Here is a 24,664-nt window from a genome sequence, read left to right on the forward strand (position 1 = left end):
GGACCGGGGCCCCGGTATTCAGATCAACCCCACCGTCTCCTCCGCGGAAGGTGGTCTGCGGGCCGGGCGATTTCTGGGGCGGTGAGGAGCGCAGTCTGGGGGCGGGCGCGCCTGCCGAAGGACAGGCGCGCTTCGTTGTCTAGCTCGCCGCGGCTGTTTGAGCAGAGTGAACGCAGTGAACGTCGCGAGTTCCGCGGCGCCGCCCCCAGGCGAGCACCGCAACGGAGTCGGCGCGTAGCGACGACCGCCCCAGTATGAGCCCGGACCGCAGACCGCCTTCCGCGGCGCGCACAGCCTCTACCGCTTCGCGCCCAAACGCAGCCTCACAAAAAAAAACTGACAACGAAATCAAGGCAGCAATTCGAACTTGAGCTCCGACAACGGCGTCACCTTCTCGTCGCGCGTCATCTTGTACTCGGTGTTCGGCCCCAGCCACTTGGCCCAGATGCGGTCGATCTCGCCGGACTTGTCCAACGCCACCAGCGCCGCATTGACCTTGCCCAGCAACACCGGCTCGTCCTTCTTCATGCCGACGCCGATGGGCTGCAGCACCATCGGCTCCTTGATCATCTTGAGCTCGACACCGCCGGTCTTCGACTGGTTGACCAGCTTGGTGATGGTCATCGTGTTCGCCACCATCCCTACCGACTTGTTCTGCTGCACGGCCATGAAGGCCGAGCCCGTGTCCTGGAAGGTCACCGGCTCGGAGCCGTTCATCTTGATCGACAGCTCCGAGGTCGAGCCCTTGGTGGAGCTCAGGCGCTTGCCCTTGAAATCGGCCTTGGTGGTGCCCGGGTCGGAGGCCTTCACCGCCAGCATTTCCTTGGCCACGTAGTACGGGTCGCTGAACTGGATCTGCTCGCCGCGGCTCTTGGTGTAGGCCAGGTTGGCCACCGTCACGTCGACACGGCCGAGCTTGACCTCGGGCACGCGGGCCTCGACCGACAGCGGCGTGACCTTGGCCGCGACGCCCAGCTGCTTGGCGAGCGCGTTGCACAGGTCGATGTCGAAGCCCACCATCTCGCGCGTCTTGGGATCGGGCGCCGCGAACGGCGGCACGTCGGCGAAGGTGCCGCACTTGAGCTCCTTGCGCTGCTGGATTTCATCCCATTGGTCCGCATGGGCCAGCAGGGACAGGGTGGCAATGCAACCACCGATGGCGGCGAGACGGAACACGGTCTTCTTCGACATGATGAACTCCTGGTGAGGTGCTGTTGGAAAGGGGGTGCCCGGCTTCAATGCGCGCGCAGGTCGGACAGGAAGCGCTGCGCGCGCGGATGCTGCGGGCTGCTGAAGAAGGCCGCGGGCTCGGCCTTCTCGAGGATGCGACCGGCGTCCATGAACCACACGCGGTCGGCGACCTCGCGGGCGAAGTTCATCTCGTGCGTGACGCACATCATGGTCATGCCGTCGTTGGCCAGGCCCCGCATCACCTGCAGCACCTCGCCCACCATCTCGGGGTCGAGCGCGCTGGTCGGCTCGTCGAACAACATGGCCGGCGGCTCCATGGCAAGGGCGCGCGCAATCGCCACCCGCTGCTGCTGCCCGCCCGAAAGTTGCGCCGGATAGGCGCCGGCCTTGTTGGCCAGGCCCACGCGCTCCAGCAACTGCATCGCCTTCGTTTTCGCGTCGGCGCGCTTGACGCCCAGCACCCGCATCGGCGAGAGCATGATGTTCTCCAGCACCGACAGGTGCGGGAAGAGGTTGAAGCTCTGGAACACGAAGCCGATGCGGCTGCGCAGCTTGTTGAGCGCCATGCTGCTCATCGGCGCGTGGATGTCGTGGCCGTCGAACAGCAGCTGGCCCGACTTGACTTCCTCGAGGCGGTTGACGGTGCGGATCAGCGTCGACTTGCCCGAGCCCGAAGGGCCGCAGACCACGACCACCTCGCCCTTGCGCACCTCGGCGTTGACGTCGGTGAGCGCCTGGTAGTCGCCGTACCACTTGTTGATGTTGGAGAACAGGATCATGGGAACGTCCTCGGCGTTCGTCGTCGGGGTGGGCATGGTTCTGTCTCCTTTGTGTGGTCGCCGGCCGTCGGGTGCTGCCGTGTCAGGGATTGGCCGCCACCGGCGGCGGCAGCGATCCGCCGCCTTCGGTGGCCGCAGCCGGCGCGACGCCGAGCCGCTTGTAGGCAATGCGCCGCTCCAGCCACTGCGCCAGCTGCGTGAGGCTGAAGCACACCACGTAGTAGGTCATCGCCAGGATGAAGAACACCTGGAAGGGCTTGGTCAGCAGCTGGTTGTTGATCTGGTTGGCCGCAAAGGTGAGCTCGTTGACGTTGATCACGTAGCCCAGCGTCGTTTCCTTGATGGTCGAGATGAACTGGCTCAGCATGCTCGGCAGCATGTTGTAGAGCGCCTGCGGCAGGATCACGTACCACATGGTCCCGAGGTGGCTGTGGCCGAGCGCACGCGCCGCCTCGGTCTGCCCTTTGGGCAAGGCCAGGATGCCGGCGCGCACCACCTCCGAGAGGTAGGCGCCCTCGTAGATCACCAGCGTGCACAGCATGGTCGTGAAGCCGGAGATCTCGCGGCCGATCAGGAGCGGCACCAGGAAGTAGACCCACAAGATCACCATCAGCAGCGGCACGCCGCGCACGACGTAGACCAGCACCGTCGCCGGCCAGCGCAGCACCTTCCAGGGCGACAGCCGGGCCAGTGCCATCAGCACCGAGAGCGGGAAGGCCAGCACGATGCCCAGCACCGACAGGATCAGCGTGGCGACGATGCCGCCCATGGGCCCGTTGGGGTACTGGCCGATGAGCAGCAGCAACCAGTTGTCGCGAAGGATCTCGAAGACGCTGAACATCTTTCACCTCGCCCCGGCAATGCGGTAGTGCCGCGCCACCCAGCCGCCCGCGGCCATGATGAGCAACGAGAAACCCAGGTAGAGCACCGTCGCGACGCTGTAGGCCTCGAAGGCGCGGAAGCTCTGGCTCTCCACCTCCTTGACGGCGTGCGTCAGCTCGGCCACGCCGATCGCCATGGCCAGGCTGCTGTTCTTGAACAGCGACACGCTGTGGTTGACCAGCGCGGGGATGGCGTTGCGGATCGCCTGCGGCAGCATGACGTGGCGCATCGAGCCGATGAAGCTGTGGCCGAGGGCACGTGCGGCCTCGGCCTGCCCGCTTGGAATGGAACGCAGGCCCGATCGCATGTCTTCGCTGAAGTAAGCCGCCTGGCACAGCCCGAGCGCGACGATCGAGAGAATGGCCTCCGCGTTGTGCTCGGACAGCCAGCCCTGCAGGAACTGGGGCAGCAGGCTGAAGATGCCGAAGTACCAGAGCATCAGCTGCACCAGCGTCGGCACGTTGCGGTGGTAGGAGACGTAGGCCGCGACCACGCGCTCGGCGATGCGGCTCGGCGTGAGGCGCACGGTCAGCAGCACGAGGGCCAGGCTCATCGCGAGCAGCCAGGAGCCGGCCGCGATCTTCAGCGTCATCTCCACGCCGTGCAGCAGCATGGCGCCGAACTCCGGCTTCAGCAGGACGGCCAGCAGGTCGAAGTCCTTCATGCCAGTTCCTTTGCGCGTCGCGTGGTGGAGGCCGCTCAGCCGCGGGGCGTTTCCGGGCGGGTGGTGGAGAGGCCGCCGGGCACTTGCAGCGTCGGCGTGATCTCCATGTGGCCCACGTTCACCGCGACCGGCGCGGCGATGGCGAAGGCGATGGCGTCGGCGATGTCCTCGGCCCGGGGCAGCTCGAAGCCCTCGATGAAGCGCTTGTGCATTTCCTCCGCGTTGCCGTGCACGTGCGCGAAGATGTCGGTGGCCACCCGCCCCGGGCAGATTTCGGTGACCCGCACGCGCTTGCCGAAGACATCGATGCGCAGTTGGCGCGACAGCATGCTCACCGCCGCCTTGGTCGCGTGGTAGGTGCTGTTGCCGCCGAAGTTGTAGGCGCCGGCGATCGAGCTGATGTTGATCACGTGGCCGCGGTCGCGCTCGGCCATGCCCGGCACGACCAGGCGGCACAGGTGCAGCACGGCGCGCAGGTTCACGTCGACCAGCAGGTCGATGCCCTCGGCGTCGGCCTTCAGGATCGAGCCCGGCCGGTCGACGCCGGCGTTGTTGACCAAGACGTCGAAGGGGATCTCCTGCGCGAGGCGGGTGACGCCTTCGAGATCGCTCACGTCGATGGCGTGCGGGATGCAGCCCGTGCGGACGGCCAACTCGGCCAGCTTGTCGGCACTGCGTGCGAGCGCGTGGACCTGCAGGCCCTCCTTGCAGAGGCGCTCGACGACCGCGGCGCCGATGCCCGAGGAGGCTCCCGTCACCAGCGCGGTCTTGTAGTCGGAGAAAGGCATCTTTGGCTTCTTTCGTTGGGACGAATTCACTGTATAGAGCGGGGCCGCGCGGCGCCAAGACGGAATGGCTGTGTAGAGATAAGCCGTCCTTATGTCGCCCGGCCGCCCGGCTTCAGGGCGCCAGCTGCCGCGAGATCGGCAGCACGCGCCCTGCGGCCTCGACCACGCCGCGCACGGCCCGCGCCAGCTCCACCGCCCCCGGCGTATCGCCGTGCACGAGGACGGAGCGGACGTTCATGGGGATCTTGCGCCCGCCGTGGCTGGTGACCGTGCCCTCCTCCAGCAGCTGGCGCACGCGCGCCAGCACGGCCTCGGGCTCGTGGATGACGGCGCCGGGCAGCTTGCGCGGCACCAGCAGGCCCTCGTCGTCGCAGGCGCGGTCGGCCAGGAAGGTGCGCGCGACGCGCAGCCCGCAGCGTTCGGCTGCGTCCTCGATGGCGCGGCTGGCCGAGGAGCTGATGATCAGGCCGGGGTCGAAATCCGCCACCGCGCGCACCAGCGGGGCTGCCAGCGCCGCATCGGCGGCCGCCATGTTGCCCAGGGCGCCATGGAAGCTCATGTGCGTCATGCGGTGGCCGGCAGCGCGCGCCATGCCCGCCAGTGCGCCCAGCTGGTAGGTCACGTAGGTGGCGAGCTCGGCGACATCGATCTGCATCGGGCGGCGCCCGAAGCCCAGCAGGTCGGGAAAACCCACATGCGCCCCCACGTCCACGCCCCGCTCGCGAGCCATGCGCACCGTGCGGTCCATGATGACCGGGTCGCCGGCATGGAAGCCGCAGGCCACGTTGGCGGAGGAGACGATCTCCAGCAGCGCCTCGTCCTCCCCCATGCGCCAGGGGCCGAAGCCCTCGCCCAGGTCGGCGTTCAGGTCGATGTCCATCGCGATGTACTCCTCATTCGTCGGCTTGCAGTTCGGCCAGCGGCGTGCCCCAGCCGACGGCTTGGCGGTCGGGCACCAGAAAGCCGATCAGCACGCCGGACTGCGGTGCATGCGCCGGCAGCAGCAGCGGGCCGACCTGCATCAGACCGACGGGCTGCCCCGCGAACACGCGCTCGCCCGGGCGCGCCAGCGGCGCGGCATGCAGCGGATGGGCGTGCAGGAAGACGCCGACGCTGGGCGCAACGGCGACGAGGGCCACGGGTGCCTGCGGTGCCCCCTCGTCCTGCGCATCGAGCGTCTCGATCTCGCCTGCGGGCCCGCGCCCCAGGCGCAGCACCCCTTCGGGCGTGCGCAGCTCCAGCAGGCCAATGTCGGTGGCAGCCAACCATGCGGCGAGCTCCTGGACTTGTGCAGGGCTTTTCATCTCAGTTCATCCGCGGCGCGCTGCGGTGGAGGTCCACCATGCGCCGCACCCTGTCGAGCCAGGCTTCGATCTCGTCCTGGGCGGCCACGGCGTCGTCCCAGCTGCATTCGATGAAGCGGATGCGGCTGCCGATCGGCGCCTGGCCCAGGCGCCAGAGGTCGGCCTCGATCACGGTGCCGAACTTGGGGTAGCCACCCGAGGGCTGGGCATCGCGCATCTGGATGATGGGCTGTCCGCTGTGCGGCACCTGGATCACGCCGGGCACGATGCCGTGCGAGCGCATCTCCATCGGCGCGATCGGGCGCAGCGCCTCGCCTTCCAGGCGAAAGCCGTAGCGGTCGCTCTGCGCCGTGATCTTCCATTCGCCGGCCCAGAAGGCGGCGCGCGAGGCTTCCTCGAAGCCCAGGTACTCGGCGGCGGGCAGCACCCGCACCGCGGGCAGGCCGTCCACCTGCAGCGGCAGGCTCAAGGCCGGGGGCACCAGGCCGAAGCCGGTCCGGCAGGACTGCCCCTCGCCCACCGCGCGCAGCGCATCGCCGCGCCGCAGCGCGCGGCCTTCGTGGCCGCCGAAGGCGCCGCGCAGCTGGGTGCTGCGCGAACCCAGCACCTCGGGCACGTCCACGCCGCCGGCCAGGCACAGCATGGCGCGGCTGCCGCGATGCAGGCCGCCCCGCGGCAGGCCCAGCGTGAGCGTCTGCCCGGCGCGCGCCTGGTGCACCCACCAGGGCAAAAGCGGCGCGTCGTCCAGCCGCGCCGCACAGTCGGCACCGGTCAGCGCGAAGGCGCAGTCCTGGTCGAAGCGCAGCTTGAAGGGAAACACCGGGACCTCGACGGCCGCCGCATTGGCGTCGTTGCCCAGCAGCAGGTTGCCGGCCGCCAGCGCCAGGTTGTCCATGGCACCGGCCGTGCCCACGCCCCAGCGCAGGCTGCCGGTGCGCCCCATGTCCTGCACGGTGGCCAGCGCGGCGGAAGAGAGCACTTCGATCATCGGATCACCCCCTGGACCCGGAAGCGGATCATGTCGCCCGGCTGCAGCCTGGCCGGCGGGTCCTGCGCCGGATCGAAGAAGGACATGGAGGTACTGCCGATCGTGTTCCAGCCGCTCGGGCCGGCCGAGGCCGACACGCCGGTCTGCGCGCCGCCGATCGACACCGCGCCGCCCGGAATGCTCAGCACCGGCACCTTGCGCCGCGGCGTGGCGATGCGCGGATCCATGCCGCCCAGGTAGCAGTAGCCCGGATGGCTGCCGAGCGCATACACCGGATAGACCGGCGTGCTGTGCAGCTCGACGATCTCCTCCACGCTGAGCCCGGTGTGCGCCACCACGTCGGCCATGTGCGGGCCGCCCTCGCCGCCGTAGACCACCGGGAGCTCGACCACGCGGCCTTCCAGCGGCAGCGGCGCCGCAGCATCCCAGGCCGCCTGGAGACGGGCCTCCAGCGCGTCGAGCGCCGCGGCGCTGCGCGGCAGCCGCTCGAAGGTGAGCATGAGGTTGTTCATGCCCGGCACCGCCTCGCGCACCTCCGGCCAGGCCTGCGCCTCGCGCGCGAGGGCCCAGATGCGCTGCTGCGAGGGCAGCGCGAGCTCGCCGGGCGCCTCGAAGAGCAGCGCGGTGGTGCCCAGCAGGCTGACGGACGCGGTCGAGGCCATCATGCGGCGCTCCTTTGCTGCAGCCAGCGCTCGAGGTGGTGGATGTCCACGCCGCCGGCCGCGAAGCCCGCATCGCGCAGGATCTCGCGGTGCAGCGGCACGTTGGTCGAGATGCCCTCGACGCGCATCTCGGCGAGCGCCAGGCGCATGCGGTCCAGCGCATCCTCGCGCGTGCGGCCCTGCACGATCAGCTTGGCGATCATCGAGTCGTAGTACGGCGGCACGCGGTAGCCGGCGCTCGCGTGGGAGTCCACGCGCACGCCGAAGCCGCCCGGCAATTGCCAGCCGCTGATGCGCCCCGGCGAGGGCGCGAAAGTGTCGGGGTTCTCGGCATTGATGCGGCACTCGATGGCATGCCCTTCGCAGCGCACGTCGGCCTGCGTCAGGCCCAGCCGCTCGCCGCGCGCCACGCGCAGCTGCTGCTGCACGATGTCGATGCCGGTGGTCATCTCGGTCACGGGGTGCTCCACCTGCAGGCGGGTGTTCATCTCGATGAAGTAGAAGGCGCCCTGCTCGTACAGGAACTCGAAGGTGCCGACGCCGCAGTAGCCGATCTGCCGGCAGGCCGCGGCGCAACGCTCGCCGACCTCGGCCAGCAGTGCCTCGTCGATGCCGATGGCCGGCGCCTCCTCGATCACCTTCTGGTGGCGGCGCTGCAGCGAGCAGTCGCGGCTGCCGAGCCAGATCGCGTGGCCATGGCTGTCGGCCAGCACCTGGATCTCGACATGGCGCGGATGCAGCAGGAACTTCTCGATGTAGACCTCGGGGTTGCCGAAGGCGCGGCGCGCCTCCTCGCGGGTGAGAGACATGGCCTCCGGCAGCGCGGCTTCGTCGTGTACCACGCGCATGCCGCGGCCGCCGCCGCCGCCCGCGGCCTTCACGATCACCGGAAAGCCGATCTCGCGCGCCAGGACGAGGATCTCGGCCGGGTCTTCCGGCAGGCTGCCGTCGGGGCCGGGCACGCAGGGCACGCCGGCGCGCCGCATCGCGCGCTTGGCCGCCACCTTGTCGCCCATGGTGCGGATGCAGGCGGCGCTCGGCCCGATGAAGACCAAGCCGGCCTGCTCGACGCGCTCGGCGAAGCCCGCGTTCTCCGACAGGAAGCCGTAGCCCGGATGAATGGCCTGCGCGCCGCTGACTTCGGCGGCGAACAGGATCGCGGACTGGTTCAGGTAGCTGTGCCCCGGCGCGGCCGGGCCGATGCACAGGGCCTGGTCGGCCTGCGCGACGTAGCTCGCCTCGCGGTCGGCCTCGGAGTACACCACCACGGTCCTGAGCCCGAGTCCGCGGCAGGCGCGCTGGATGCGCAGCGCGATCTCTCCCCGGTTGGCGATGAGTACGGTGTCGAACATGTCGCGCTCCTATTGGGCATCGAAGCGGAACAGGGGCTGGCCGGCTTCGACCTCCTGCCCCGAGCGCACCAGCACCGCCTGCACCGTGGCGTCGCCTTCGGCGCGCACCTCGTTGAAGACCTTCATGGCCTCGATCACGCACAGGATCTGGCCGGCCCGGATCGCTTGTCCGGCCTGCACGAAGGGCGGCTCGTCGGGCGTCGGCTGCAGATGCACCAAGCCGTACAGCGGCGCCAGGCATTCGGTGGAGACAGGCGCCTGCGCCTGCGCCTGTTGCGGCGCGACCCGCTCCGCCGCCGGCACGCGCGCCTGCCGCTGCCCCGCAACGCCGGCGCGCCGCGGCGCCCCCGCCGCCAGCGCCGCCTGCTTCACCAGCCGCAGCGTGGAGCCGTTCTCGCTGAACTCCAGTTCGGCGAGCTCCGATGCAGCCAGTGCGTCGATGAGCGTCTTGATCTGTTCCTGATTCATGCTGGCATGAACAGTAGCGGCGCACGGCCGCAAAGCCCAAGACGGATTGGCTGTGCCGCAATAAGGGCGGCTTATGACAAGGCGCTGAGCTCGGGTTCGGGCGTGGCGGCGACGTGGGCGGCGAGGTCGGTCACCAGCTCGAGCAGGATGTCCTTCACCGCCTGCGCGGGCTCGGACAGCGGCAGGTGGTCCGACTGGCACAGCGCCAGCGGCGCTTCGATCACCGGATCGACGATCTGGAATTGCCAGGCGCCGCAGGAGGCCACCACCTCGCGCGCCATCGAGGCCGGCAGGATGGTGGCGCCCAGCCCGTCGGCGACGGCAGCCGTCAGCGTGAAGGCCGATTCGATCTCGGCCGCCACGCGCGGCACCATGCCGGCACGCTGAAAGGCGGCATCGACCAGCTTGCGCACCACGTTGTAGGGCCGCGGAAGAAAGAGCTCGATCTCGCGCAGGTCGGCGAGCTTCAACGGCTGGGCGGGCGCGGGCATCGAGGCCGGCCCCACCAGGAACAGGGGCTCCTTGAGCAGGGGCAGGAACGTGAGGCCATGGATGGCCTTGTCGCCGTACAGCACGGCCAGGTCCATGCGGCCGTTCATGATCAGCTCGCTCAGCGTGGTGCCGTAGTTCTCGTTCAGGTAGAGCAGGATGCCCGGGTGGCGGGCGCGCACGGTGCGCAAGAGCGGCAGCGACAGCGCCGAGGCGGCGGTGCCGGGCGCCAGGCCCACCGACACCTGGCCCGAGAGGCCGGCACCGGCCGCTTCCATGTCGACGCGGGCCTGCTCGCACTGGCGCAGGATGATCTGCGCGTGGCGGTAGAGCACCTTGCCGGCCTCGGTGGGCGTCACGCCGCGCTTGGTGCGCACCAGCAGCTGCTGGCGCACCTCGCCCTCGAGGGTGGCGAGCTGCTGGCTCAATGCGGGCTGGGCAATGAAGAGCACCTCGGCCGCCTGGGTCAGGCTGCCGATGTCCACGATCTTCACGAAGTATTTGAGGCGCCTGAGGTTCACGCCTTGTCTCCTAGCAAAAGCCGAGCCTAGCACCGCGCTTCGCGGGGGCGTACCCGGGCTCACCATAAGCTGCGCCTATAGAACCAGAGCGATCTCGTCTTGGCCTCGGACAAGCGATGTGCGTACCGTAGCGTCCATCCATCCTCGCCATCCAAGGAAGAGACTCGTGACCCCCTCCCGCATCGCCGCCCGCGTCCGGCGCATCAAGCCTTCGCCCAGCACTTCTGCCGCAGACCGCGCCAACGAACTGCGCCGCCAGGGCAAGTCGATCGTCAACCTGGTGGTGGGCGAGCCCGACTTCGACACCCCCGCGCACATCCGCCGCGCCGCCGCCGAGGCCATGGACAAGGGCGCGACGCGCTACACGCTGATGGCCGGCACGGTGGAGCTGCGCCAGGCCATCGTCGCCAAGCTGGAGCGCGAGAACGGCCTGCGCTATGCAATGAACGAGATCATCGTCACCAACGGCGCCAAGAGCGCGATCTACAACGCCCTGGCCATCACGCTGGAGCCGGGCGACGAAGTCATCATCCCCGCCCCCTACTGGGTCTCCTATCCCGACATGGTGCTGGCCTGCGAAGGCACGCCGGTCACCGTCGCCTGCCCCGAGGCCAACGGCTTCAAGCTCACGCCGGCTCAACTGGAAGCGGCCATCACGCCGCGCACGCGCTGGCTGCTGATCAACTCGCCGAGCAATCCCACGGGCGCGAGCTACACCGGCGACGAGTACCGCGCGCTGGCCGAGGTGCTCGCGCGGCATCCGCACGTGATGGTGATGACCGACGACATCTACGAGCACATCCGCTTCGACGGCCAGCCCACGCCGCATCTGCTGGCCGTGGCGCCGGCACTGCGCGAACGCACCCTGGCGATCAACGGCGTCTCCAAGACCTATGCAATGACCGGCTGGCGCATCGGCTGGGCCGCGGGGCCGGCCGACCTGGTCGCGGCCATGGACACGCTGCTGTCGCAGTCCGCGGGCAATTGCTGCTCGATCAGCCAGGCCGGCGCGGCCGCCGCACTCAATGGCGACCAGGGCTTCGTGGCCGAGAGCGTGGCCGTCTACAAGAAGCGGCGCGACCGCACGCTGGCGCTCGTCAATGCGATCCCCGGCCTGAGCTGCGCCACGCCGCCCGGCGCCTTCTACCTCTACATCCGTTGCGCCGGCCTGATCGGCAAGACCACCCCCGGGGGCAAGACCTTGAACGAGGACGGCGACGTGGTGATGTACCTGCTGGAAAGCGCCGGCGTCGCGACGGTGGCCGGCACGGCCTACGGGCTGTCGCCGTACTTTCGCCTGTCCATCGCCACCGCCATCGAGACGCTGGAAGAAGGCTGCGCGCGCATCGCCCGCGCCGTGGCCGAGCTGCGCTGAGCACCGCGATTCATCGCCCCCACCCAAGGACACGCACGACATGCCCTACAAAGCCCTCCGCAAGAACCCCTCGGCTGCCCAAGTCGACGCCAAGATCCTCGCCGCGCTGCGCGAGATCCCGGTCGCCGCGCTGAGCGACAACATGCACCGCAACATCGGCACGACGGGCCTGCAGCCCTACCACCGCCCCGTCGCCGGGACCATGGCGGGCACGGCCGTCACGGCACGCTCGCGCGGCGGCGACAACCTCACCTATCTGCGCGCCCTCGAGTTCTGCCGCCCCGGCGACGTGCTGGTGGTCGATGCCGGCGGCGACCTCGCCAACGCGGTGGTCGGCGGCATCCTGTCCTTCTATGCGGCGCACATCGGCGTCGTGGGCGTGGTGATCGACGGCGCGATCCGCGACGTGGCCGAGATCCGGGCGCGCGAGTTCCCGGTGTATGCACGCGGCGTGACCCATCGCGGTCCCTACAAGGACGGCCCGGGCGAGATCAACGTGCCGATCTCGGTCGGCGGCATGGTCGTGAACCCCGGCGACATCGTGGTCGGCGACCAGGACGGCCTGATGGCCTTCGCGCGCGATGAGGCCGAGCTGCTGATCGAGAAGGCGCGCGCCCACCTGGCGACGGAGGCGGAGACGATTCGGGCGATGAAGGAAGGCCGCTGGGACCGCGCTTTCATCGATGCGCTGGAGGCGCGCTGCGCCAACTGAGCCGTTCAGCTCGCGGCGCGCAGCAAGGCGGTGATACGCTGACGCCGCCTGACCTCACTCATCCCAGGAGACCCCGTTGCAATCCGTCCTCAAGAACTTCGACCTCAGCGGGCGCACCGCGCTCATCACCGGCTCCAGCGCCGGCATCGGCTTTGCGCTGGCGCGCGGACTCGCCGGCGCCGGCGCGCGTGTCGTCCTCAACGCACGCAGCACCGACAAGCTCGAGCTGGCCGCCGCGCGGCTGCGCGAGGAAGGCGCCACCGTCTTCACCGCTGCCTTCGACGTGACCTCGGGCGAGGCCGTGAACCCGGCCATCGAGCGCATCGAGGCGGAGATCGGCCCCATCGACATCCTGGTCAACAACGCGGGCATGCAGCGCCGTGCGCCGCTCGACCAGTTCGAGGAAGCGCAGTGGCACGAGCTGATGAAGACCAACCTCGACAGCGTTTTTCTGGTCGGCAAGGCGGTGGCAAAGCACATGATCCCGCGCGGGCGCGGCAAGATCGTCAACATCTGCTCGGTGCAGAGCGAGCTGGGGCGCCCCGGCATCGCGCCCTACACCGCCAGCAAGGGCGCGGTGAAGATGCTGACCAAGGGCATGGCGATCGACTGGGGCCAGCACGGCATCCAGGTCAACGGCCTGGGCCCGGGCTACTTCAAGACCGAACTGACCGATGCACTCGTGAAGAACCCCGAGTTCACCGCCTGGCTGGTCGGGCGCACGCCCTCGCGGCGCTGGGGCGATGTGGAGGACCTGGTGGGCGCGGCGGTGTTCCTCGCGAGCGAGGCCTCCAACTTCGTCAACGGCCACATCCTCTACGTCGACGGCGGCGTGACAGCGACGCTCTGAACCTCGATCGAAGGAACAACTCATGGAAGCCCTCGTCATCCACGCCCCCGGCGACCTGCGTGTCGAAGAAGTCCCCACACCCGAGCTCGGGCCCGGCCAGCTGCGCGTGCGCGTGCGCTGCGGCGGCATCTGCGGCTCGGACCTGCATTACTACCAGCACGGCGGCTTCGGCACCGTGCGCATCAAGGAACCGATGGTGCTGGGCCACGAGGTGGCCGGCATGATCGAGGCCGTGGGTGCCGGCGCGGGCAGCTTCGCGGCCGGCGATCGCGTCGCCATCAGCCCGAGCCGCCCCTGCGGCCTGTGCCGCTACTGCCAGCAGGGCCTGCAGAACCACTGCCTGGACATGCGCTACTACGGCAGCGCGATGCGCACGCCGCACGTGCAAGGCGCCTTTCGCCAGGAGATCGTGGTGGAGCACTGGCAGGCGCATCGCCTGGCCGACAGCGTGAGCGACGGCGAAGGCTCGATGGCCGAGCCGCTGTCGGTGGCGCTGCACGCGGTGCGCCGCGCGGGGCCGCTCCTGGGCAAGCGCGTGCTGGTGACGGGCTGCGGGCCGATCGGCGCGCTGGCCATCATCGCGGCGCGGCGCGCGGGGGCCACGCACATCGTGGCCACCGACGTCGGAGCACACACGCTGGGCAAGGCGCTGAAGGTCGGCGCCGACGAGGTCGTGAACGTGGCGGAAGAGCCCGAGGGACTTGCGCGCTTCACGGCCGACAAGGGCAGCTTCGACGTGCTGTTCGAAGCCAGCGGCAACCAGCGCGCGCTGGTCGGCGCCTTCGATGCGCTGCGGCCGCGCGGGGTCCTCGTGCAGCTGGGGCTGGGCGGCGAGATGACGCTGCCCATCAACACCATCGTGGCCAAGGAGTTCGACCTGCGCGGCGCCTTCCGCTTCCACGAGGAGTTCGCGGTGGCGGTGGAGCTGCTCAACAAGGGGCTGGTGGACGTGAAGCCGTTGATCTCGGCCACGCTGTCCTACCGCGATTCGGCGCGCGCCTTCGCGCTGGCGGCGGATCGCTCGCAGGCGATGAAGGTCATACTGAACTTCGATTGAGCGCGAGCGCAAAGGCTCGGTGCCCTCACCCCAGCCCTCTCCCAGAGGGAGAGGGCGTCATACCGCCTGCGCGTCGAACGTGCCCAGTCAGCCCTTCTTGTAGTTCGCGATGCCGTCCACGATTTCCTTCTTGGCGGCATCGATGCCTTCCCAGCCCAGCACCTTGACCCACTTGCCCTGCTCCAGGTCCTTGTAGTGCTCGAAGAAGTGCGTGATGGCCTTCAGGCGCATCGGGTTCACGTCCTCGACCTTCTTCCAGTGGCTGTAGATGGGCAGCACCTTGTCGGTGGGCACGGCCAGCACCTTGCCGTCGACGCCGGCCTCGTCTTCCATCATCAGGATGCCGATCGGCCGGCAGGGCACGACCACGCCGGGCACCAGCGCCCAGGGGGTGATGACCAGCACGTCGACCGGATCGCCGTCGCCCGAGAGCGTCTGCGGCACATAGCCGTAGTTGGTCGGGTAGTGCATCGCTGTCGTCATGAAGCGGTCGACGAAGATCGCGCCGGACTCCTTGTCGACCTCGTACTTGATCGGGTCGGCATTCATCGGGATCTCGATGATGACGTTGAAGGCTTCGGGGGCGTCTTTGCCGGGGGAAACTTTGCCGAGGGACATAGGGCGGTCTGTAGTGGATAAGTGCTAGAGGGATTCGGACAAACCCGAAGTTTACTTTCCGTGTCACGGGCCGGTCGCACCAAACGAGACTTTTGCCTGTAAATTGGCTCCGTTGGCCAATCGGCTCCGCCTTTCCAGGGAACGGGGCTTCGAGGAAGCAACGCGGCGGAAGCACTGACCCGTACGCGTTGCGCGCAGGGCCAAGTGCTTTCGTCTCCACAAGTCACAACGTACGAATGGAGAAGCAAGGCATGATCGGCAACACCCCACTCGTCCTCGCCATCGTCTGCGGCCTCGTGGCCGTGGGTTATGGCTTCTGGGCACGCAGTTGGATTCTTTCGAAAGACCCGGGCAACGCCCGAATGCAGGAGATCGCGGCCGCGATCCAGACCGGCGCGGCGGCCTACCTGGCCAAGCAGTACCGCACCATCGCGATCGTGGGCCTCGTGCTGGCGATCCTGATCGGCGTCTTCCTCGACGTCACCACCGCGGTCGGCTTCGTGATCGGCGCTGTGCTCTCGGGCGCCTGCGGCTTCATCGGCATGAACGTCTCGGTGCGCGCCAATGTGCGCACCGCGCAGGCCGCGACCCAAGGCATCGGCCCGGCACTCGACGTCGCCTTCCGCGGCGGCGCCATCACCGGCATGCTGGTGGTGGGGCTGGGGCTGCTGGGCGTCACTGTCTTCTTCTGGTTCCTGGCAGGCAATGGGCAGCTGACGCCCAACACCAAGCTGGCCACCCTGCTCAATCCGCTGATCGGCTTCGCTTTCGGCTCCTCGCTGATCTCGATCTTCGCGCGGCTGGGTGGCGGCATCTTCACCAAGGGCGCCGACGTCGGCGCCGACCTGGTGGGCAAGGTCGAGGCCGGCATCCCCGAGGACGATCCGCGCAACCCGGCCGTGATCGCCGACAACGTGGGCGACAACGTGGGCGACTGCGCCGGCATGGCGGCCGACCTGTTCGAGACCTATGCGGTGACGCTGATCGCGACCATGGTGCTGGGCGCGCTGATGGTGACGGCGGCGCCGGTCAACGCGGTGCTGTATCCGCTGGCGCTGGGGGCCGTGTCGATCATCGCCTCGATCATCGGCTGCTTCTTCGTGCGCGCCTCGCCGGGCATGGTCAACGTGATGCCGGCGCTCTACAAGGGGCTGGCGGTGGCGGGCATCCTGTCGCTGATCGCCTTCTGGTTCGTCACGCAGTGGCTCATTCCAGACAACGCGATCGCGGCCTCGGGCAGCCAGCTCAAGCTCTTCGGCGCCTGCTTCGTCGGCTTGGCGCTGACGGCGGCGCTGGTGTGGATCACCGAGTTCTACACCGGAACGCAGTATTCGCCGGTGCGCCACATCGCACAGGCCTCGACCACCGGCCACGGCACCAACATCATCGCGGGCCTGGGCGTGTCGATGCGCTCCACCGCCTGGCCGGTGATCTGCGTCTGCATCGCGATCCTGGCTTCCTACTGGCTCGGTGGCCTCTACGGCATCGCGGTGGCGGCCACGGCCATGCTGAGCATGGCGGGCATCGTGGTGGCGCTCGACGCCTACGGCCCGATCACCGACAACGCCGGCGGCATCGCCGAGATGTCGGAGCTGCCGGCCAGCGTGCGCGACATCACCGATCCGCTGGACGCGGTGGGCAACACCACCAAGGCCGTGACCAAGGGCTATGCCATCGGCTCGGCCGGCCTGGCCTCGCTGGTGCTGTTCGCCGACTACACGCACAAGCTCGAGAGCTACGGCCAGGCCATCAGCTTCAACCTGAGCGAGCCGATGGTGATCGTCGGCCTCTTCATCGGCGGCCTGATCCCCTACCTCTTCGGCGCCATGGCGATGGAGGCCGTGGGCCGCGCGGCCGGCTCGGTGGTGGAGGAAGTGCGCCGCCAGTTCCGCGAGATCCCCGGCATCATGGAAGGCACCGGCAAGCCCGAGTACGGCCGCGCGGTGAGCATGCTGACCGGCGCCGCGATCAAGGAAATGATGATCCCCAGCCTGTTGCCGGTGGTGGTGCCGATCCTGGTCGGCCTGCTGCTGGGACCGAAGGCGCTGGGCGGGCTGCTGATGGGCACCATCGTCACCGGCCTGTTCGTCGCGATCTCGATGTGTACCGGCGGCGGCGCCTGGGACAACGCCAAGAAGTACATCGAAGACGGCCACCACGGCGGCAAGGGCTCCGAGGCCCACAAGGCCGCCGTCACGGGCGACACCGTGGGCGACCCGTACAAGGACACGGCCGGCCCGGCGGTGAACCCGCTGATCAAGATCATCAACATCGTGGCGCTGCTCATCGTGCCGCTGGTGGTCAAGTTCCATGCCGGCGATGCCGCCGCGATGACGGCGCCCGCGGCCTCGCCTGCCCCAGCGGTCGCTCCGGCTCCCGCGCCGGCACCGGCCGCTGCGCCGGCGGCCGCCGGCGACACGGGCGCCTCGATCAAGACCGATGGCGGCGTGGTGAAGTTCTACTTCGCCAGCGCCAGCGCCGAGGTGCCGGCCGGCTCCAGCGCCGCGCTGGCCGACATCGTGAAGTCCGTGCAGAGCGGCGGGCGCGTGCTGGTGAGCGGCTACCACGATGCCACGGGCGACGCCGAGAAGAACGCCGAGCTCGCCAAGCAGCGCGCCATGGCGGTGGGCGCCGCCCTCCGGATGGCGGGCGTGCCAGACGACAAGGTGGAGCTCGCCAAGCCGGCACAGGCGCAGGCCGACGGGCCGCCGGCCGAGGCGCGGCGCGTCGAGGTCAAGCTTCAGTAAGTGCGCAGGTGCGGCGGCGGATGGCCGCCGCCGGACTCAGTTCAGGCTGGCGCCGTGGGTCGGCAGCGCGCCCTGCTCGGTGCGCAGCGGTACGCCCTGCAGCGTGTCGAAGTCGGACGGGGACTCCGGGGGGCGCGTCTCTTCCATCTCGTGCAGCGAGGCGACCCAGCGGCCAGCCGCGGAGTTGGCAGGCTCGTCGTTGGTGAAGACGCCGTCGCGGATGTAGAAGGTCTCGCCGGCGGGCCGCTCCGTGTGCAACTCGATGAGGCGCGCGATCGGGAAGGTGTAGGTGACCAGCTTCTCCTTGGTCTTGCGGTCCTTGCCCCCGCAATTGAAGAAGCCCTCGGCAGCAATGACGATGCAGGAGCCGTCGACCTGCGCAGCCTCTTCGCCGCCGAGGCGCCACACGGCGGTGGGCAGCCGCACGCGCACCTTGTCGATCACGAGATCGCGCTGCTTGTTGAGGGCAGTGAGCGGCGGCACCAGCGAGCGCAATTGGCGCAGGCGCTCAGCGAAGTTGTCGTCCATGGTGAACTCCACGTGGTGCGTGGCACCACCCGAGCGCTTGACGACCTGCATGACGACATGACGGGGAGGCCGGCTCATTGCAAACCGCCCTTCCCGATATCGTGGACGCGCCGCAACCAATAGCAGTGAATGGTTTTAAGCGGATACATTTATTCGACCGTGAATTAGAACTTTTGTATTGAAGCAAATATTTGCATCAATTGTTTCCAACTGTAGATCGAATTCGACGCTTTTGGTAGTCGATTTACAGAGCCAAATCGACGTGCAAGGTCTTGAAAATGTCACGAAACGGCCGCGCGCCTGCGCGCGCGGGCCGGGCGCACGGAAGAAGATTTACTCCGAAGCCGCTTCGGCTGCCTCTGCTTCTTCCAGCGCCTTGCAGGAGGGTGCGCAGACCGTCTGCGACTTGCCCAGGAACTGGCGCGTGCGCATCTGGGAGCGGACGCGATGCTTGCCGCACAGGAAGCAGGACATGGTCGCGCCGCTGAAGGAGGCCGAGGCGCGGAAGGGGGAGCCCGAGGCCTTGGCCTTGTAGCGCAGGCCATCCGCGACGATGGCGGTCTTGATTTCAGCTTTGGCCATGGGCGGCATCCGGCTCGGCAGGGCGCGTGGCGCGCCCGATCTTGGGCGCCGGAGATGGGGTAGCGTTCATGAGGGGCATATAGGGCGGTGGCGCGGGATTACAAGTGACCGCCGGCAGCGCCAGCCTCCCGGGCAGCACGGAACTTTACCAGCAGGCTGTGCAGCATCTCGGTGGAAAGCCCATGAATCACCAGCCGGTGCCCGGCCCGCAGGGTCGACAGCGGCACCAGCGGATGCTTGTTGTTCACCAGGATCAGGTGCTCGGGCGCGTCCAGCAGCGTGGCGGCGTAGATGCCGATGGTCTCGTCCAGCTGCAGCGAATTGGCAGCGCGCCAGAAGTCGTTGTCGGTGAGCATCAGCTGGTAGAGGGGCGTGAACAGTTCGATCGCGCTTTGCAGGTCCAGGAAGTTGAGCCGCCCCTTCGGCATGTCCTGCAGCCGCACGCCGGGCTCGCGGATCATCGAGAAATCGACGGTCTCGGCCTTCTTCAGTTCGAGCCCCTTGGCACGCAGGGCCTGGTTGAGGCGGATGACGAAGTTGAAAAGGTTCAGGTCGTGCTTCAGGAACATGTCGTCCTTCAGCGCGTCGAGATCCTCGGGCTCCAGGGGCGAAGTCTCCACCGGCACCGGCGAGTTGGTGGCGATGAAAGCCAGCACCTGCGAGCCCAGGTGGAAATGGCGCAGGATCAGCCAGTTGGCCTCGGGCGAGACGAAGCGCTTCAAGCCCCAGGCCAGCAGGCGATGCAGAAGCCGCGAGTGCGACCAGTTGCGCGGCACGAAGACCTTGCACACCTGGAACAGCACGATCGCCATGCGCGCCAGCGGCCGCAGGAAAGGCAGCAGGTACTGCCGCGAGCCCGAGCTCGAGTCGGCCAGCCAGGCCGCCTTCACCGGGTCGGGCAGCGGCGTGCTCTGGTCGAGGTAGAGCGCGAGCCAGGGGCTGGGGTCGCGCGGGTCGTGCGCCTGCGCGAGGAAATCGGGCATCGGCTTCATGCGCGCTTTTGCTGTTGCTGCGTGACGTGCTCGAACTGCATCAGGTAGAGCGCGGCGGCGTGTCGCGCGGTGTCGACGATGCGGCGTGCCGCCCCGCCCTCCTCGTCCAGCGCCATCGCCATCTCGACGGCGGCCAGCCAGCGGTTCAGGTGGTTCTCGTCGTTGTGGCCGTGGTACTCCAGGAAGCGCAAGGCCTCGGGCGGCAGCTTCACATCCGCCTTGATCAGCGGCAGCAGCGCCGGCACGATGCGCTGGCCCGTGCCCTCGATGATGTAGATCGCGCCCAGCAGGCCGATCGGGTTCGGGGTCGCGGCCAGGCCATGCAGGTAGGCGTTAAGCGCCTCGCCGCCGGGGTTGCGACGCAGCGCGTCGATGTCGGCCACGCTGCCGCCGGCCTGGCGGTAGTCCTTGAACAGGATCATGAAGTCGTCCTGCTCCTCCCGGGCATGCACGCCGATCAGGGAGGCCAGGGCCTCGTAGGGCTGGCCCAGCGAGGCGGCGCCTTCGCGCATCCACTTGCTGCCTTCGCGCACCTGGGGAATCCAGTTTTCCATCCAGTTCAGGTAGTCCGGCAGCGCGAAGCGGCGCTCGCGGATCTGCCGCACCAGCGGCGTGCGCCAGACGCGCGAGCGGTAGTCGTGCCAGATCGAGGCCAGCTCGGTGAGCAGCCCGCCCAGGGCCCCGGGCGCGCCGGCCGGGTCGTGCGGCGGGGCAATGGCATCCGCGTCGGCATCGACCGGCGCTGCCGCTGCTGCGCGCACCGGTGCGGACGCAACGGCGGCATCCACCGCTTCGACCTCGAACAGCATGTACGCCGCCATGAAGCGCCCCGACTCCGGCACGTAGCAGAAGATCTGCTCGCCGGGCTCGAGGCGGCGGGTCTGCAGGAATTCGGCCAGCATGATCATGATCGAGGCCGCGCCGGTGTTGCCGCGCCAGGCCAGGTTGCTGTACCAGCGCTCGCGCGGGATCGCGAGGCCGGCCTTTTGCATCAGGCCGTCGACCACGGGGATGAACTTCTCCGACGAGTAGTGGCACAGGAAATGGTCGACCCGCGCCGGGTCGAGCCAGCCCTCGCGCACCAGCCCCGCGTACTCGTGGATGCCGATGTCGAACAGGTGCGGCAGCAGCCGGATGTCCTGCCGCAGCGACAGCGCGCCCGCGGCCTCGGCCTCGGCCCAGGAAGCGAAGTCCAGGTGCCCACGCGCGCGATCCTCGGTCAGGCCCAGCTGCATGCACACCGGGTAGTCGCCCGAGAAGGCGCGCTGGTGGATCCACTTCAGGCGCAACCGCACACCGGAAGCCCCGGCCAGCGCGGGCGCACAGTCCGACAGCAGCAAGGCCCCGGCGCCATCGGACAGCATCCAGCGCAGGAAGTGCGAGTCGAAATCGCAGTCGTAGCCCCGGGCCGCGAAGCGCGAGCGCTTGAAGAGGCGCGAGGGCATTTCGCTCGCCACCGCCAGCGCCGAGCGGTGCGCCCCCATCTCGACGCCCTGGGCCGCCGCCTGGATCGCCGACACGCCGGCCGCGCAGATGCCGTGTACCGACAACGTCTCCATGGGCGGCGCCGCGAGCTCGCCCTGGATCATGTTGGCGAAGCCCGGCATCAGCGTATCGCCGCCCGAGGAGCCGCTGGCCAGCAGCGAGACGCGCGAGAGCTCGGCCGTACCCTGCTCGAGGCAGTGGCGGACGGCGCCGGCCGCCAGCTGGGCATTGCTGTGCACGGTGCGGCCTTCGGCGTCGATCGCGTAGTAGCGCTCGCGGATGCCGTTCTCGGCCAGGATGCGCCGCTTGATGCGCTCCGACATCCGGTTGAGCGGCGCGATGTAGGCATCCATGCCTTCGTTGGACACCGGTTCGCCGGGCATGAAGTAGCCGGCGCTTTCGAGGTAGACGCGTTGGAATGGGACGGGCATGGATCAGTGCGGTGGATGAGAACTGGCAGGCATCAGCGATCGGCTGCGAAAGCGCGGCACCAGCGCCCCCAGCAGAAACACGCGCGCCATGTAGGGCAGGAGGCCTCGCTCGTTGAGCGCCGGGTGGACGCGGTCTCGGTAGCGCTCGCGGTGCAGCCACGCGAGCTCCGACCAGTGGGCATGCGAATGCTCGTGGTGCGCCGTGTGCAGGCCGATGTTGAAGAGCAGCGGATTGACCAGCCCCTCGAAATTGCGGGCGTAGTCGAGGGACCGGCCCTTCGTTCCCGATCGGCCATCCGCATGCGCGTGCTGCAGGTAGTTGGTGGCCAGCAGCCAATGCAGGCCGTGCAGCTGCGGCAGGATCACGAACACCAGCGCACGGCGCCAGTCGAGCGCCAGCAGCATCGCCCAGCTGCCCAGCCACAGCACGTACTGCGCCATGCAGTAGCGCCATGCGCCGGGCCAGTGGCGGCGCAGGGTCGCCAGCCAGGCGATGAACATCGGGTAGAGCACGGTCGCCGCCTGCAGGGGATGCACCAGGTAGCCCCAGAGGTGATTGGTGTCCCCGCCGAAGCGATAGGTGCGCGCGGCGTCCCGCGGTCCGTGCCGGAAGCGGTGGTGATTGGCCACATGCGCCGGCCAGAACACGAAGGTCGGGTGGCCCTGCAGCAGGGTCAGCCAGAAATCGGTGAAGCGGTTCGCCCGGCGGCCGCGCCACAGGCGCAGGTGCGCATGGTTGTGATGGATCACGCTGACGCCGAGCGTGAGAAAGAGCATCAGGCCGTAGAGCAGCCAGTGGAAGCCGTGTACCCATTGCCACGCTGCAAGCGCCGGCAGCGCCGCCAGATAGGCGAGGCTTTGCCAGTCGCGCCAGTGGCGCAGCCGCGGCCGGCGAAGCCGGCGCGCGGGCGGAGATCGGAAGGTGCCTGCCACGCGCGGCTACAACAGCATTTCCGGCACGATCGGCGCGATCAGCCTGTTGTAGAAGCGCTGGAAGAAGGTCGCCTCCGGCTCGGATGTGAGGACCATCTCCTTCTCGCCGTCGGTGGTCAGCCATTCGAGCCGGCCGGTGTCCTTGGCCAGCCGCAGGCGGTAGGAGTTCTGGACCCGGCTCACGCTGATCACCCGCAGCATCTCGCGCGCCAGCTGCGGGCTGTCGATCAGCATGCCCATCTCGGTGTTCTGGGTGGCCGAGCGCGGATCGAGGTTGGCCGAGCCGATCATGATGCGCGAGCGGTCGATGGCCGCAGTCTTCGCGTGCAGCCGCCCCAGCGAGCTGCCGAAGGAGCCGAAGCGCTTGCTCGCCGTGGTGCGCTCGGGGCTCAGCTCGTAGAGGTCGGCGCCGGATTTCAGCAGGCGCTCGCGATAGCGCATGTAGCCCGTGTGGACCAGCGGCTCGTCGTTGGCCGCCAGCGAGTTGGTCAGCAGCACGAGCTTGACCTTGCGCTTGCCCAGCGACTCGAAGGCGGCCATGCCCTTCTCGCCCGGCACCAGGTAGGGCGAGGTCATCTGCACCTCCTGCTTGGCGTCGAGCAGGTTGCTCCAGATCCGCATGGTGACGCTGGTGGCCAGCGCCTCCTCGGCGGTCATGGTCGTGGGCTTGGTGGGCGGGTCCGCCACGGCATGGGCCACGCCCCACAGCAGGCCCATGCGCCCCTCGTCGAGCTCCTCGGAGATCGGCCCGTAGCCGAGGATGTCGTTGGGCGGCAGCACGATCTTGGGCGCCGGCGCGGCCATGTCCACCCAGGAATCGAACTCGGCGGTGCCGGGCGTCGTCCCGCCCTGGCCGCGCACGATGTCGGCGATGGGCCAGACCTGCTCGCTGTTCCAGTAGGTGTCGAAGATGGCTTCGAGCTGCGGCAGCACCTTGCCCACCACCACCGCGTCCATGTCGATGAAGTTCTGCGCCTCGCTCAGCACGAAATACTCGTCGGCGATGTTGCGCCCGCCGACCACCGCCATCACGCCGTCGGCGATGAACAGCTTGTTGTGCATGCGGTGGTTGAGCCGATAGATCTCGCCCGGCGAGGCCACGAAGCGCGACAGGAAGCCGTCGCGCCCGCAGCAGAAGGGGTTGAAGAGCCGCACCTCGACATTGGGCGTCTGCGAGAGCGCCAGCAGCAGGTACTGGCTCTTTTCGGTGTAGAGATCGTCCACCAGGATGCGCACCTTGACGCCGCGGGCCGCAGCCTCGCGCAGCGTGCGCATCAGCAGCCGGCCGACGCCGTCGTTCTCGAGCTGGTAGTACTGCACCACCAGCGAGTGCTCGGCCCGCCTGGCGAGCTGGATGCGGGCGTCCAGCGAATACACGCCCAGCGGCATCAGGCGGAAGCCGGAATGCTCGCCGGGCGGCGTGGACGCGGCCACGACCTTGGCCAGCGTGGTCGACGGATCGGGCGGCGCCGCAAACGCCATGGGCCGCTCTTTGGCCGGCGGCAGCGAGCCACAGGCCGCGAGCCCGGCGGCGAGGACGCACAGCAACGCGACGCGCAGCAGATGGACCCATGCGTTCATGATCTTTCCTCTCTCTCTGATCGTTTTACGGATACGGCGCCGGTCGCCTGCCGGTTTCACCCCTGCCGCACAATCCACTCGGGTTCTAGAATTTCGCGATGCCTCTTCCCGGAGTTACACCATGACACGACGGATTCTCGCGCGTATCGCCGCCTCTGCAGTCGCAGGCATCGCTCTTTCCCCGGCCTTCGCGGCCCTGGACATCGGCGATCCGGTGCCCAAGTTCACGGCCACCGCCGCGCTGGGCGGCAAGACCTTCAACTATTCGCTGGCCGACGCGCTGGCCAAGGGCCCGGTGGTGGTGTATTTCTTCCCGGCTGCCGGCACCACCGACTGCAACATCGAGGCGCATGCCTTCGCCGAGGCCATGGGCCAGTTCGAGGCGGCGGGCGCGTCGGTGATCGGCGTCTCGGCCGACGATATCGAAACGCTGAAGGATTTTTCGGTCAAGCAGTGCCAGAGCAAGTTCCCGGTGGCGGCCGACCGCTCGAAGGTCGTGATCGAGGGCTTCGACGCGGTGATGCAGACGCGCCCCGATTTCGCCAACCGGCTGTCCTACGTGGTCGCGCCCAACGGCACGGTCGCGTACTACTACCAGAACCTCAACCCGGACAAGCATGTGGAGCGCATGCTCAATGCGCTGAAGGCGCTGCCGAAGCCGACGGCATCGAAGTGACGCAGCGGG

Annotated in this window: 25 protein-coding genes; 6 read left to right on the top strand and 19 right to left on the bottom strand. The window is 68.6% G+C overall.

Annotated features, from left to right (window positions below; all coding sequences use genetic code 11):
• Positions 1-348 precede the first annotated feature (348 nt).
• The 12 genes from AC3A6X_RS00005 to nac form a co-directional block, all read right to left on the bottom strand.
• On the bottom strand, positions 349-1,191 hold the full coding sequence (locus tag AC3A6X_RS00005; protein ID WP_487840259.1) for an ABC transporter substrate-binding protein: 843 nt from the start codon (positions 1,189-1,191) through the stop codon (positions 349-351).
• Positions 1,192-1,235: 44 nt separating this feature from the next.
• Entirely contained in the window at positions 1,236-1,970 is a 735-nt protein-coding gene (locus AC3A6X_RS00010) for an amino acid ABC transporter ATP-binding protein (RefSeq protein WP_487841064.1), read from the bottom strand.
• Between the two features lie 82 nt (positions 1,971-2,052).
• Positions 2,053-2,811 carry an amino acid ABC transporter permease gene (locus AC3A6X_RS00015; protein WP_487840260.1) on the bottom strand — a complete coding sequence of 253 codons (759 nt, stop codon included), beginning with the start codon at positions 2,809-2,811 and terminating at the stop codon, positions 2,053-2,055.
• Positions 2,812-2,814: 3 nt separating this feature from the next.
• On the bottom strand, positions 2,815-3,516 hold the full coding sequence (locus AC3A6X_RS00020) for an amino acid ABC transporter permease (protein ID WP_487840261.1): 702 nt from the start codon (positions 3,514-3,516) through the stop codon (positions 2,815-2,817).
• A 35-nt stretch (positions 3,517-3,551) separates the two neighbouring features.
• A complete protein-coding gene (locus tag AC3A6X_RS00025; protein ID WP_487840262.1) occupies positions 3,552-4,304 on the bottom strand; it encodes an SDR family oxidoreductase in 753 nt (250 codons plus the stop codon).
• A 112-nt stretch (positions 4,305-4,416) separates the two neighbouring features.
• The gene (locus AC3A6X_RS00030) at positions 4,417-5,184 is read right to left on the bottom strand and encodes a LamB/YcsF family protein (protein ID WP_487840263.1); all 768 of its coding nucleotides are present in this window, start codon (positions 5,182-5,184) and stop codon (positions 4,417-4,419) included.
• Between the two features lie 13 nt (positions 5,185-5,197).
• Positions 5,198-5,608 carry an acetyl-CoA carboxylase biotin carboxyl carrier protein gene (locus tag AC3A6X_RS00035; RefSeq protein ID WP_487840264.1) on the bottom strand — a complete coding sequence of 137 codons (411 nt, stop codon included), beginning with the start codon at positions 5,606-5,608 and terminating at the stop codon, positions 5,198-5,200.
• 1 nt (position 5,609) lies between these two features.
• On the bottom strand, positions 5,610-6,596 hold the full coding sequence (locus tag AC3A6X_RS00040) for a 5-oxoprolinase subunit C family protein (protein WP_487840265.1): 987 nt from the start codon (positions 6,594-6,596) through the stop codon (positions 5,610-5,612).
• Entirely contained in the window at positions 6,593-7,261 is a 669-nt protein-coding gene (gene pxpB / locus AC3A6X_RS00045; protein WP_487840266.1) for a 5-oxoprolinase subunit PxpB, read from the bottom strand. Before pxpB ends, AC3A6X_RS00040 begins: the two co-directional genes overlap by 4 nt.
• On the bottom strand, positions 7,258-8,610 hold the full coding sequence (accC, locus tag AC3A6X_RS00050) for an acetyl-CoA carboxylase biotin carboxylase subunit (protein ID WP_487840267.1): 1,353 nt from the start codon (positions 8,608-8,610) through the stop codon (positions 7,258-7,260). Before accC ends, pxpB begins: the two co-directional genes overlap by 4 nt.
• Before the next feature lie 9 nt (positions 8,611-8,619).
• A complete protein-coding gene (locus AC3A6X_RS00055; protein ID WP_487840268.1) occupies positions 8,620-9,078 on the bottom strand; it encodes an acetyl-CoA carboxylase biotin carboxyl carrier protein in 459 nt (152 codons plus the stop codon).
• 71 nt (positions 9,079-9,149) lie between these two features.
• A complete protein-coding gene (gene nac / locus AC3A6X_RS00060) occupies positions 9,150-10,088 on the bottom strand; it encodes a nitrogen assimilation transcriptional regulator NAC (protein ID WP_487840269.1) in 939 nt (312 codons plus the stop codon).
• A gap of 166 nt (positions 10,089-10,254) precedes the next feature.
• Here nac and AC3A6X_RS00065 point away from each other — a divergent pair, with 166 nt between their 5' ends.
• From AC3A6X_RS00065 to AC3A6X_RS00080, 4 genes are all read left to right on the top strand, one after another.
• Positions 10,255-11,463 carry an aspartate transaminase gene (locus AC3A6X_RS00065; protein WP_487840270.1) on the top strand — a complete coding sequence of 403 codons (1,209 nt, stop codon included), beginning with the start codon at positions 10,255-10,257 and terminating at the stop codon, positions 11,461-11,463.
• Positions 11,464-11,503: 40 nt separating this feature from the next.
• Complete coding sequence (locus AC3A6X_RS00070) at positions 11,504-12,175, top strand: RraA family protein (RefSeq protein WP_487840271.1); 672 nt, start codon at positions 11,504-11,506, stop codon at positions 12,173-12,175.
• Positions 12,176-12,251: 76 nt separating this feature from the next.
• A complete protein-coding gene (locus AC3A6X_RS00075) occupies positions 12,252-13,025 on the top strand; it encodes a glucose 1-dehydrogenase (protein ID WP_487840272.1) in 774 nt (257 codons plus the stop codon).
• A 22-nt stretch (positions 13,026-13,047) separates the two neighbouring features.
• Entirely contained in the window at positions 13,048-14,082 is a 1,035-nt protein-coding gene (locus AC3A6X_RS00080) for an L-idonate 5-dehydrogenase (RefSeq protein ID WP_487840273.1), read from the top strand.
• An 87-nt stretch (positions 14,083-14,169) separates the two neighbouring features.
• On the opposite strand, the gene ppa is transcribed toward AC3A6X_RS00080, so the two are convergent.
• Complete coding sequence (gene ppa, locus AC3A6X_RS00085) at positions 14,170-14,700, bottom strand: inorganic diphosphatase (RefSeq protein WP_106553954.1); 531 nt, start codon at positions 14,698-14,700, stop codon at positions 14,170-14,172.
• A gap of 251 nt (positions 14,701-14,951) precedes the next feature.
• On the opposite strand from ppa, the gene AC3A6X_RS00090 reads away from it, so the two are divergent.
• Entirely contained in the window at positions 14,952-17,447 is a 2,496-nt protein-coding gene (locus AC3A6X_RS00090) for a sodium-translocating pyrophosphatase (protein WP_487840274.1), read from the top strand.
• Between the two features lie 36 nt (positions 17,448-17,483).
• Here AC3A6X_RS00090 and AC3A6X_RS00095 read toward each other — a convergent pair whose 3' ends face one another.
• The 6 genes from AC3A6X_RS00095 to AC3A6X_RS00120 all read right to left on the bottom strand — a co-directional run bounded on the left by AC3A6X_RS00095 (position 17,484) and on the right by AC3A6X_RS00120 (position 23,979).
• Positions 17,484-18,053 (bottom strand): hypothetical protein, encoded by a 570-nt coding sequence (locus AC3A6X_RS00095; protein ID WP_487840275.1) that lies wholly within the window; start codon positions 18,051-18,053, stop codon positions 17,484-17,486.
• Positions 18,054-18,308: 255 nt separating this feature from the next.
• Positions 18,309-18,557: a hypothetical protein gene (locus AC3A6X_RS00100; RefSeq protein WP_487840276.1), complete on the bottom strand. Its 249-nt coding sequence runs from the start codon at positions 18,555-18,557 to the stop codon at positions 18,309-18,311.
• A 98-nt stretch (positions 18,558-18,655) separates the two neighbouring features.
• Entirely contained in the window at positions 18,656-19,549 is an 894-nt protein-coding gene (locus AC3A6X_RS00105) for a DUF6999 family protein (RefSeq protein ID WP_487840277.1), read from the bottom strand.
• Positions 19,546-21,465: an iron-containing redox enzyme family protein gene (locus AC3A6X_RS00110; protein ID WP_487840278.1), complete on the bottom strand. Its 1,920-nt coding sequence runs from the start codon at positions 21,463-21,465 to the stop codon at positions 19,546-19,548. Before AC3A6X_RS00110 ends, AC3A6X_RS00105 begins: the two co-directional genes overlap by 4 nt.
• Positions 21,466-21,468: 3 nt before the next feature.
• A complete protein-coding gene (locus tag AC3A6X_RS00115; RefSeq protein WP_487840279.1) occupies positions 21,469-22,398 on the bottom strand; it encodes a fatty acid desaturase in 930 nt (309 codons plus the stop codon).
• A gap of 6 nt (positions 22,399-22,404) precedes the next feature.
• Positions 22,405-23,979 carry a phospholipase D-like domain-containing protein gene (locus AC3A6X_RS00120; RefSeq protein ID WP_487840280.1) on the bottom strand — a complete coding sequence of 525 codons (1,575 nt, stop codon included), beginning with the start codon at positions 23,977-23,979 and terminating at the stop codon, positions 22,405-22,407.
• A gap of 121 nt (positions 23,980-24,100) precedes the next feature.
• Here AC3A6X_RS00120 and AC3A6X_RS00125 point away from each other — a divergent pair, with 121 nt between their 5' ends.
• On the top strand, positions 24,101-24,655 hold the full coding sequence (locus AC3A6X_RS00125) for a peroxiredoxin (protein ID WP_487840281.1): 555 nt from the start codon (positions 24,101-24,103) through the stop codon (positions 24,653-24,655).
• Positions 24,656-24,664: the final 9 nt, after the last annotated feature.

Source organism: Variovorax sp. Soil_C_12 (assembly GCF_057657375.1).

Bases quoted from the DNA above. Each gene is read 5' to 3' on its own strand.
- AC3A6X_RS00090 (WP_487840274.1), top strand. From the start codon at position 14,952: ATGATCGGCAACACCCCACTCGTCCTCGCCATCGTCTGCGGCCTCGTG.
- AC3A6X_RS00025 (WP_487840262.1), bottom strand. From the start codon at position 4,304: ATGCCTTTCTCCGACTACAAGACCGCGCTGGTGACGGGAGCCTCCTCG.
- AC3A6X_RS00080 (WP_487840273.1), top strand. From the start codon at position 13,048: ATGGAAGCCCTCGTCATCCACGCCCCCGGCGACCTGCGTGTCGAAGAA.
- AC3A6X_RS00125 (WP_487840281.1), top strand. From the start codon at position 24,101: ATGACACGACGGATTCTCGCGCGTATCGCCGCCTCTGCAGTCGCAGGC.
- AC3A6X_RS00030 (WP_487840263.1), bottom strand. From the start codon at position 5,184: ATGGACATCGACCTGAACGCCGACCTGGGCGAGGGCTTCGGCCCCTGG.
- AC3A6X_RS00120 (WP_487840280.1), bottom strand. From the start codon at position 23,979: ATGAACGCATGGGTCCATCTGCTGCGCGTCGCGTTGCTGTGCGTCCTC.
- pxpB (WP_487840266.1), bottom strand. From the start codon at position 7,261: ATGATGGCCTCGACCGCGTCCGTCAGCCTGCTGGGCACCACCGCGCTG.
- AC3A6X_RS00020 (WP_487840261.1), bottom strand. From the start codon at position 3,516: ATGAAGGACTTCGACCTGCTGGCCGTCCTGCTGAAGCCGGAGTTCGGC.
- ppa (WP_106553954.1), bottom strand. From the start codon at position 14,700: ATGTCCCTCGGCAAAGTTTCCCCCGGCAAAGACGCCCCCGAAGCCTTC.
- AC3A6X_RS00040 (WP_487840265.1), bottom strand. From the start codon at position 6,596: ATGATCGAAGTGCTCTCTTCCGCCGCGCTGGCCACCGTGCAGGACATG.
- AC3A6X_RS00010 (WP_487841064.1), bottom strand. From the start codon at position 1,970: ATGATCCTGTTCTCCAACATCAACAAGTGGTACGGCGACTACCAGGCG.
- AC3A6X_RS00035 (WP_487840264.1), bottom strand. From the start codon at position 5,608: ATGAAAAGCCCTGCACAAGTCCAGGAGCTCGCCGCATGGTTGGCTGCC.
- AC3A6X_RS00005 (WP_487840259.1), bottom strand. From the start codon at position 1,191: ATGTCGAAGAAGACCGTGTTCCGTCTCGCCGCCATCGGTGGTTGCATT.
- AC3A6X_RS00095 (WP_487840275.1), bottom strand. From the start codon at position 18,053: ATGAGCCGGCCTCCCCGTCATGTCGTCATGCAGGTCGTCAAGCGCTCG.
- AC3A6X_RS00110 (WP_487840278.1), bottom strand. From the start codon at position 21,465: ATGCCCGTCCCATTCCAACGCGTCTACCTCGAAAGCGCCGGCTACTTC.
- accC (WP_487840267.1), bottom strand. From the start codon at position 8,610: ATGTTCGACACCGTACTCATCGCCAACCGGGGAGAGATCGCGCTGCGC.
- AC3A6X_RS00055 (WP_487840268.1), bottom strand. From the start codon at position 9,078: ATGAATCAGGAACAGATCAAGACGCTCATCGACGCACTGGCTGCATCG.
- AC3A6X_RS00015 (WP_487840260.1), bottom strand. From the start codon at position 2,811: ATGTTCAGCGTCTTCGAGATCCTTCGCGACAACTGGTTGCTGCTGCTC.
- AC3A6X_RS00100 (WP_487840276.1), bottom strand. From the start codon at position 18,557: ATGGCCAAAGCTGAAATCAAGACCGCCATCGTCGCGGATGGCCTGCGC.
- AC3A6X_RS00105 (WP_487840277.1), bottom strand. From the start codon at position 19,549: ATGAAGCCGATGCCCGATTTCCTCGCGCAGGCGCACGACCCGCGCGAC.
- AC3A6X_RS00070 (WP_487840271.1), top strand. From the start codon at position 11,504: ATGCCCTACAAAGCCCTCCGCAAGAACCCCTCGGCTGCCCAAGTCGAC.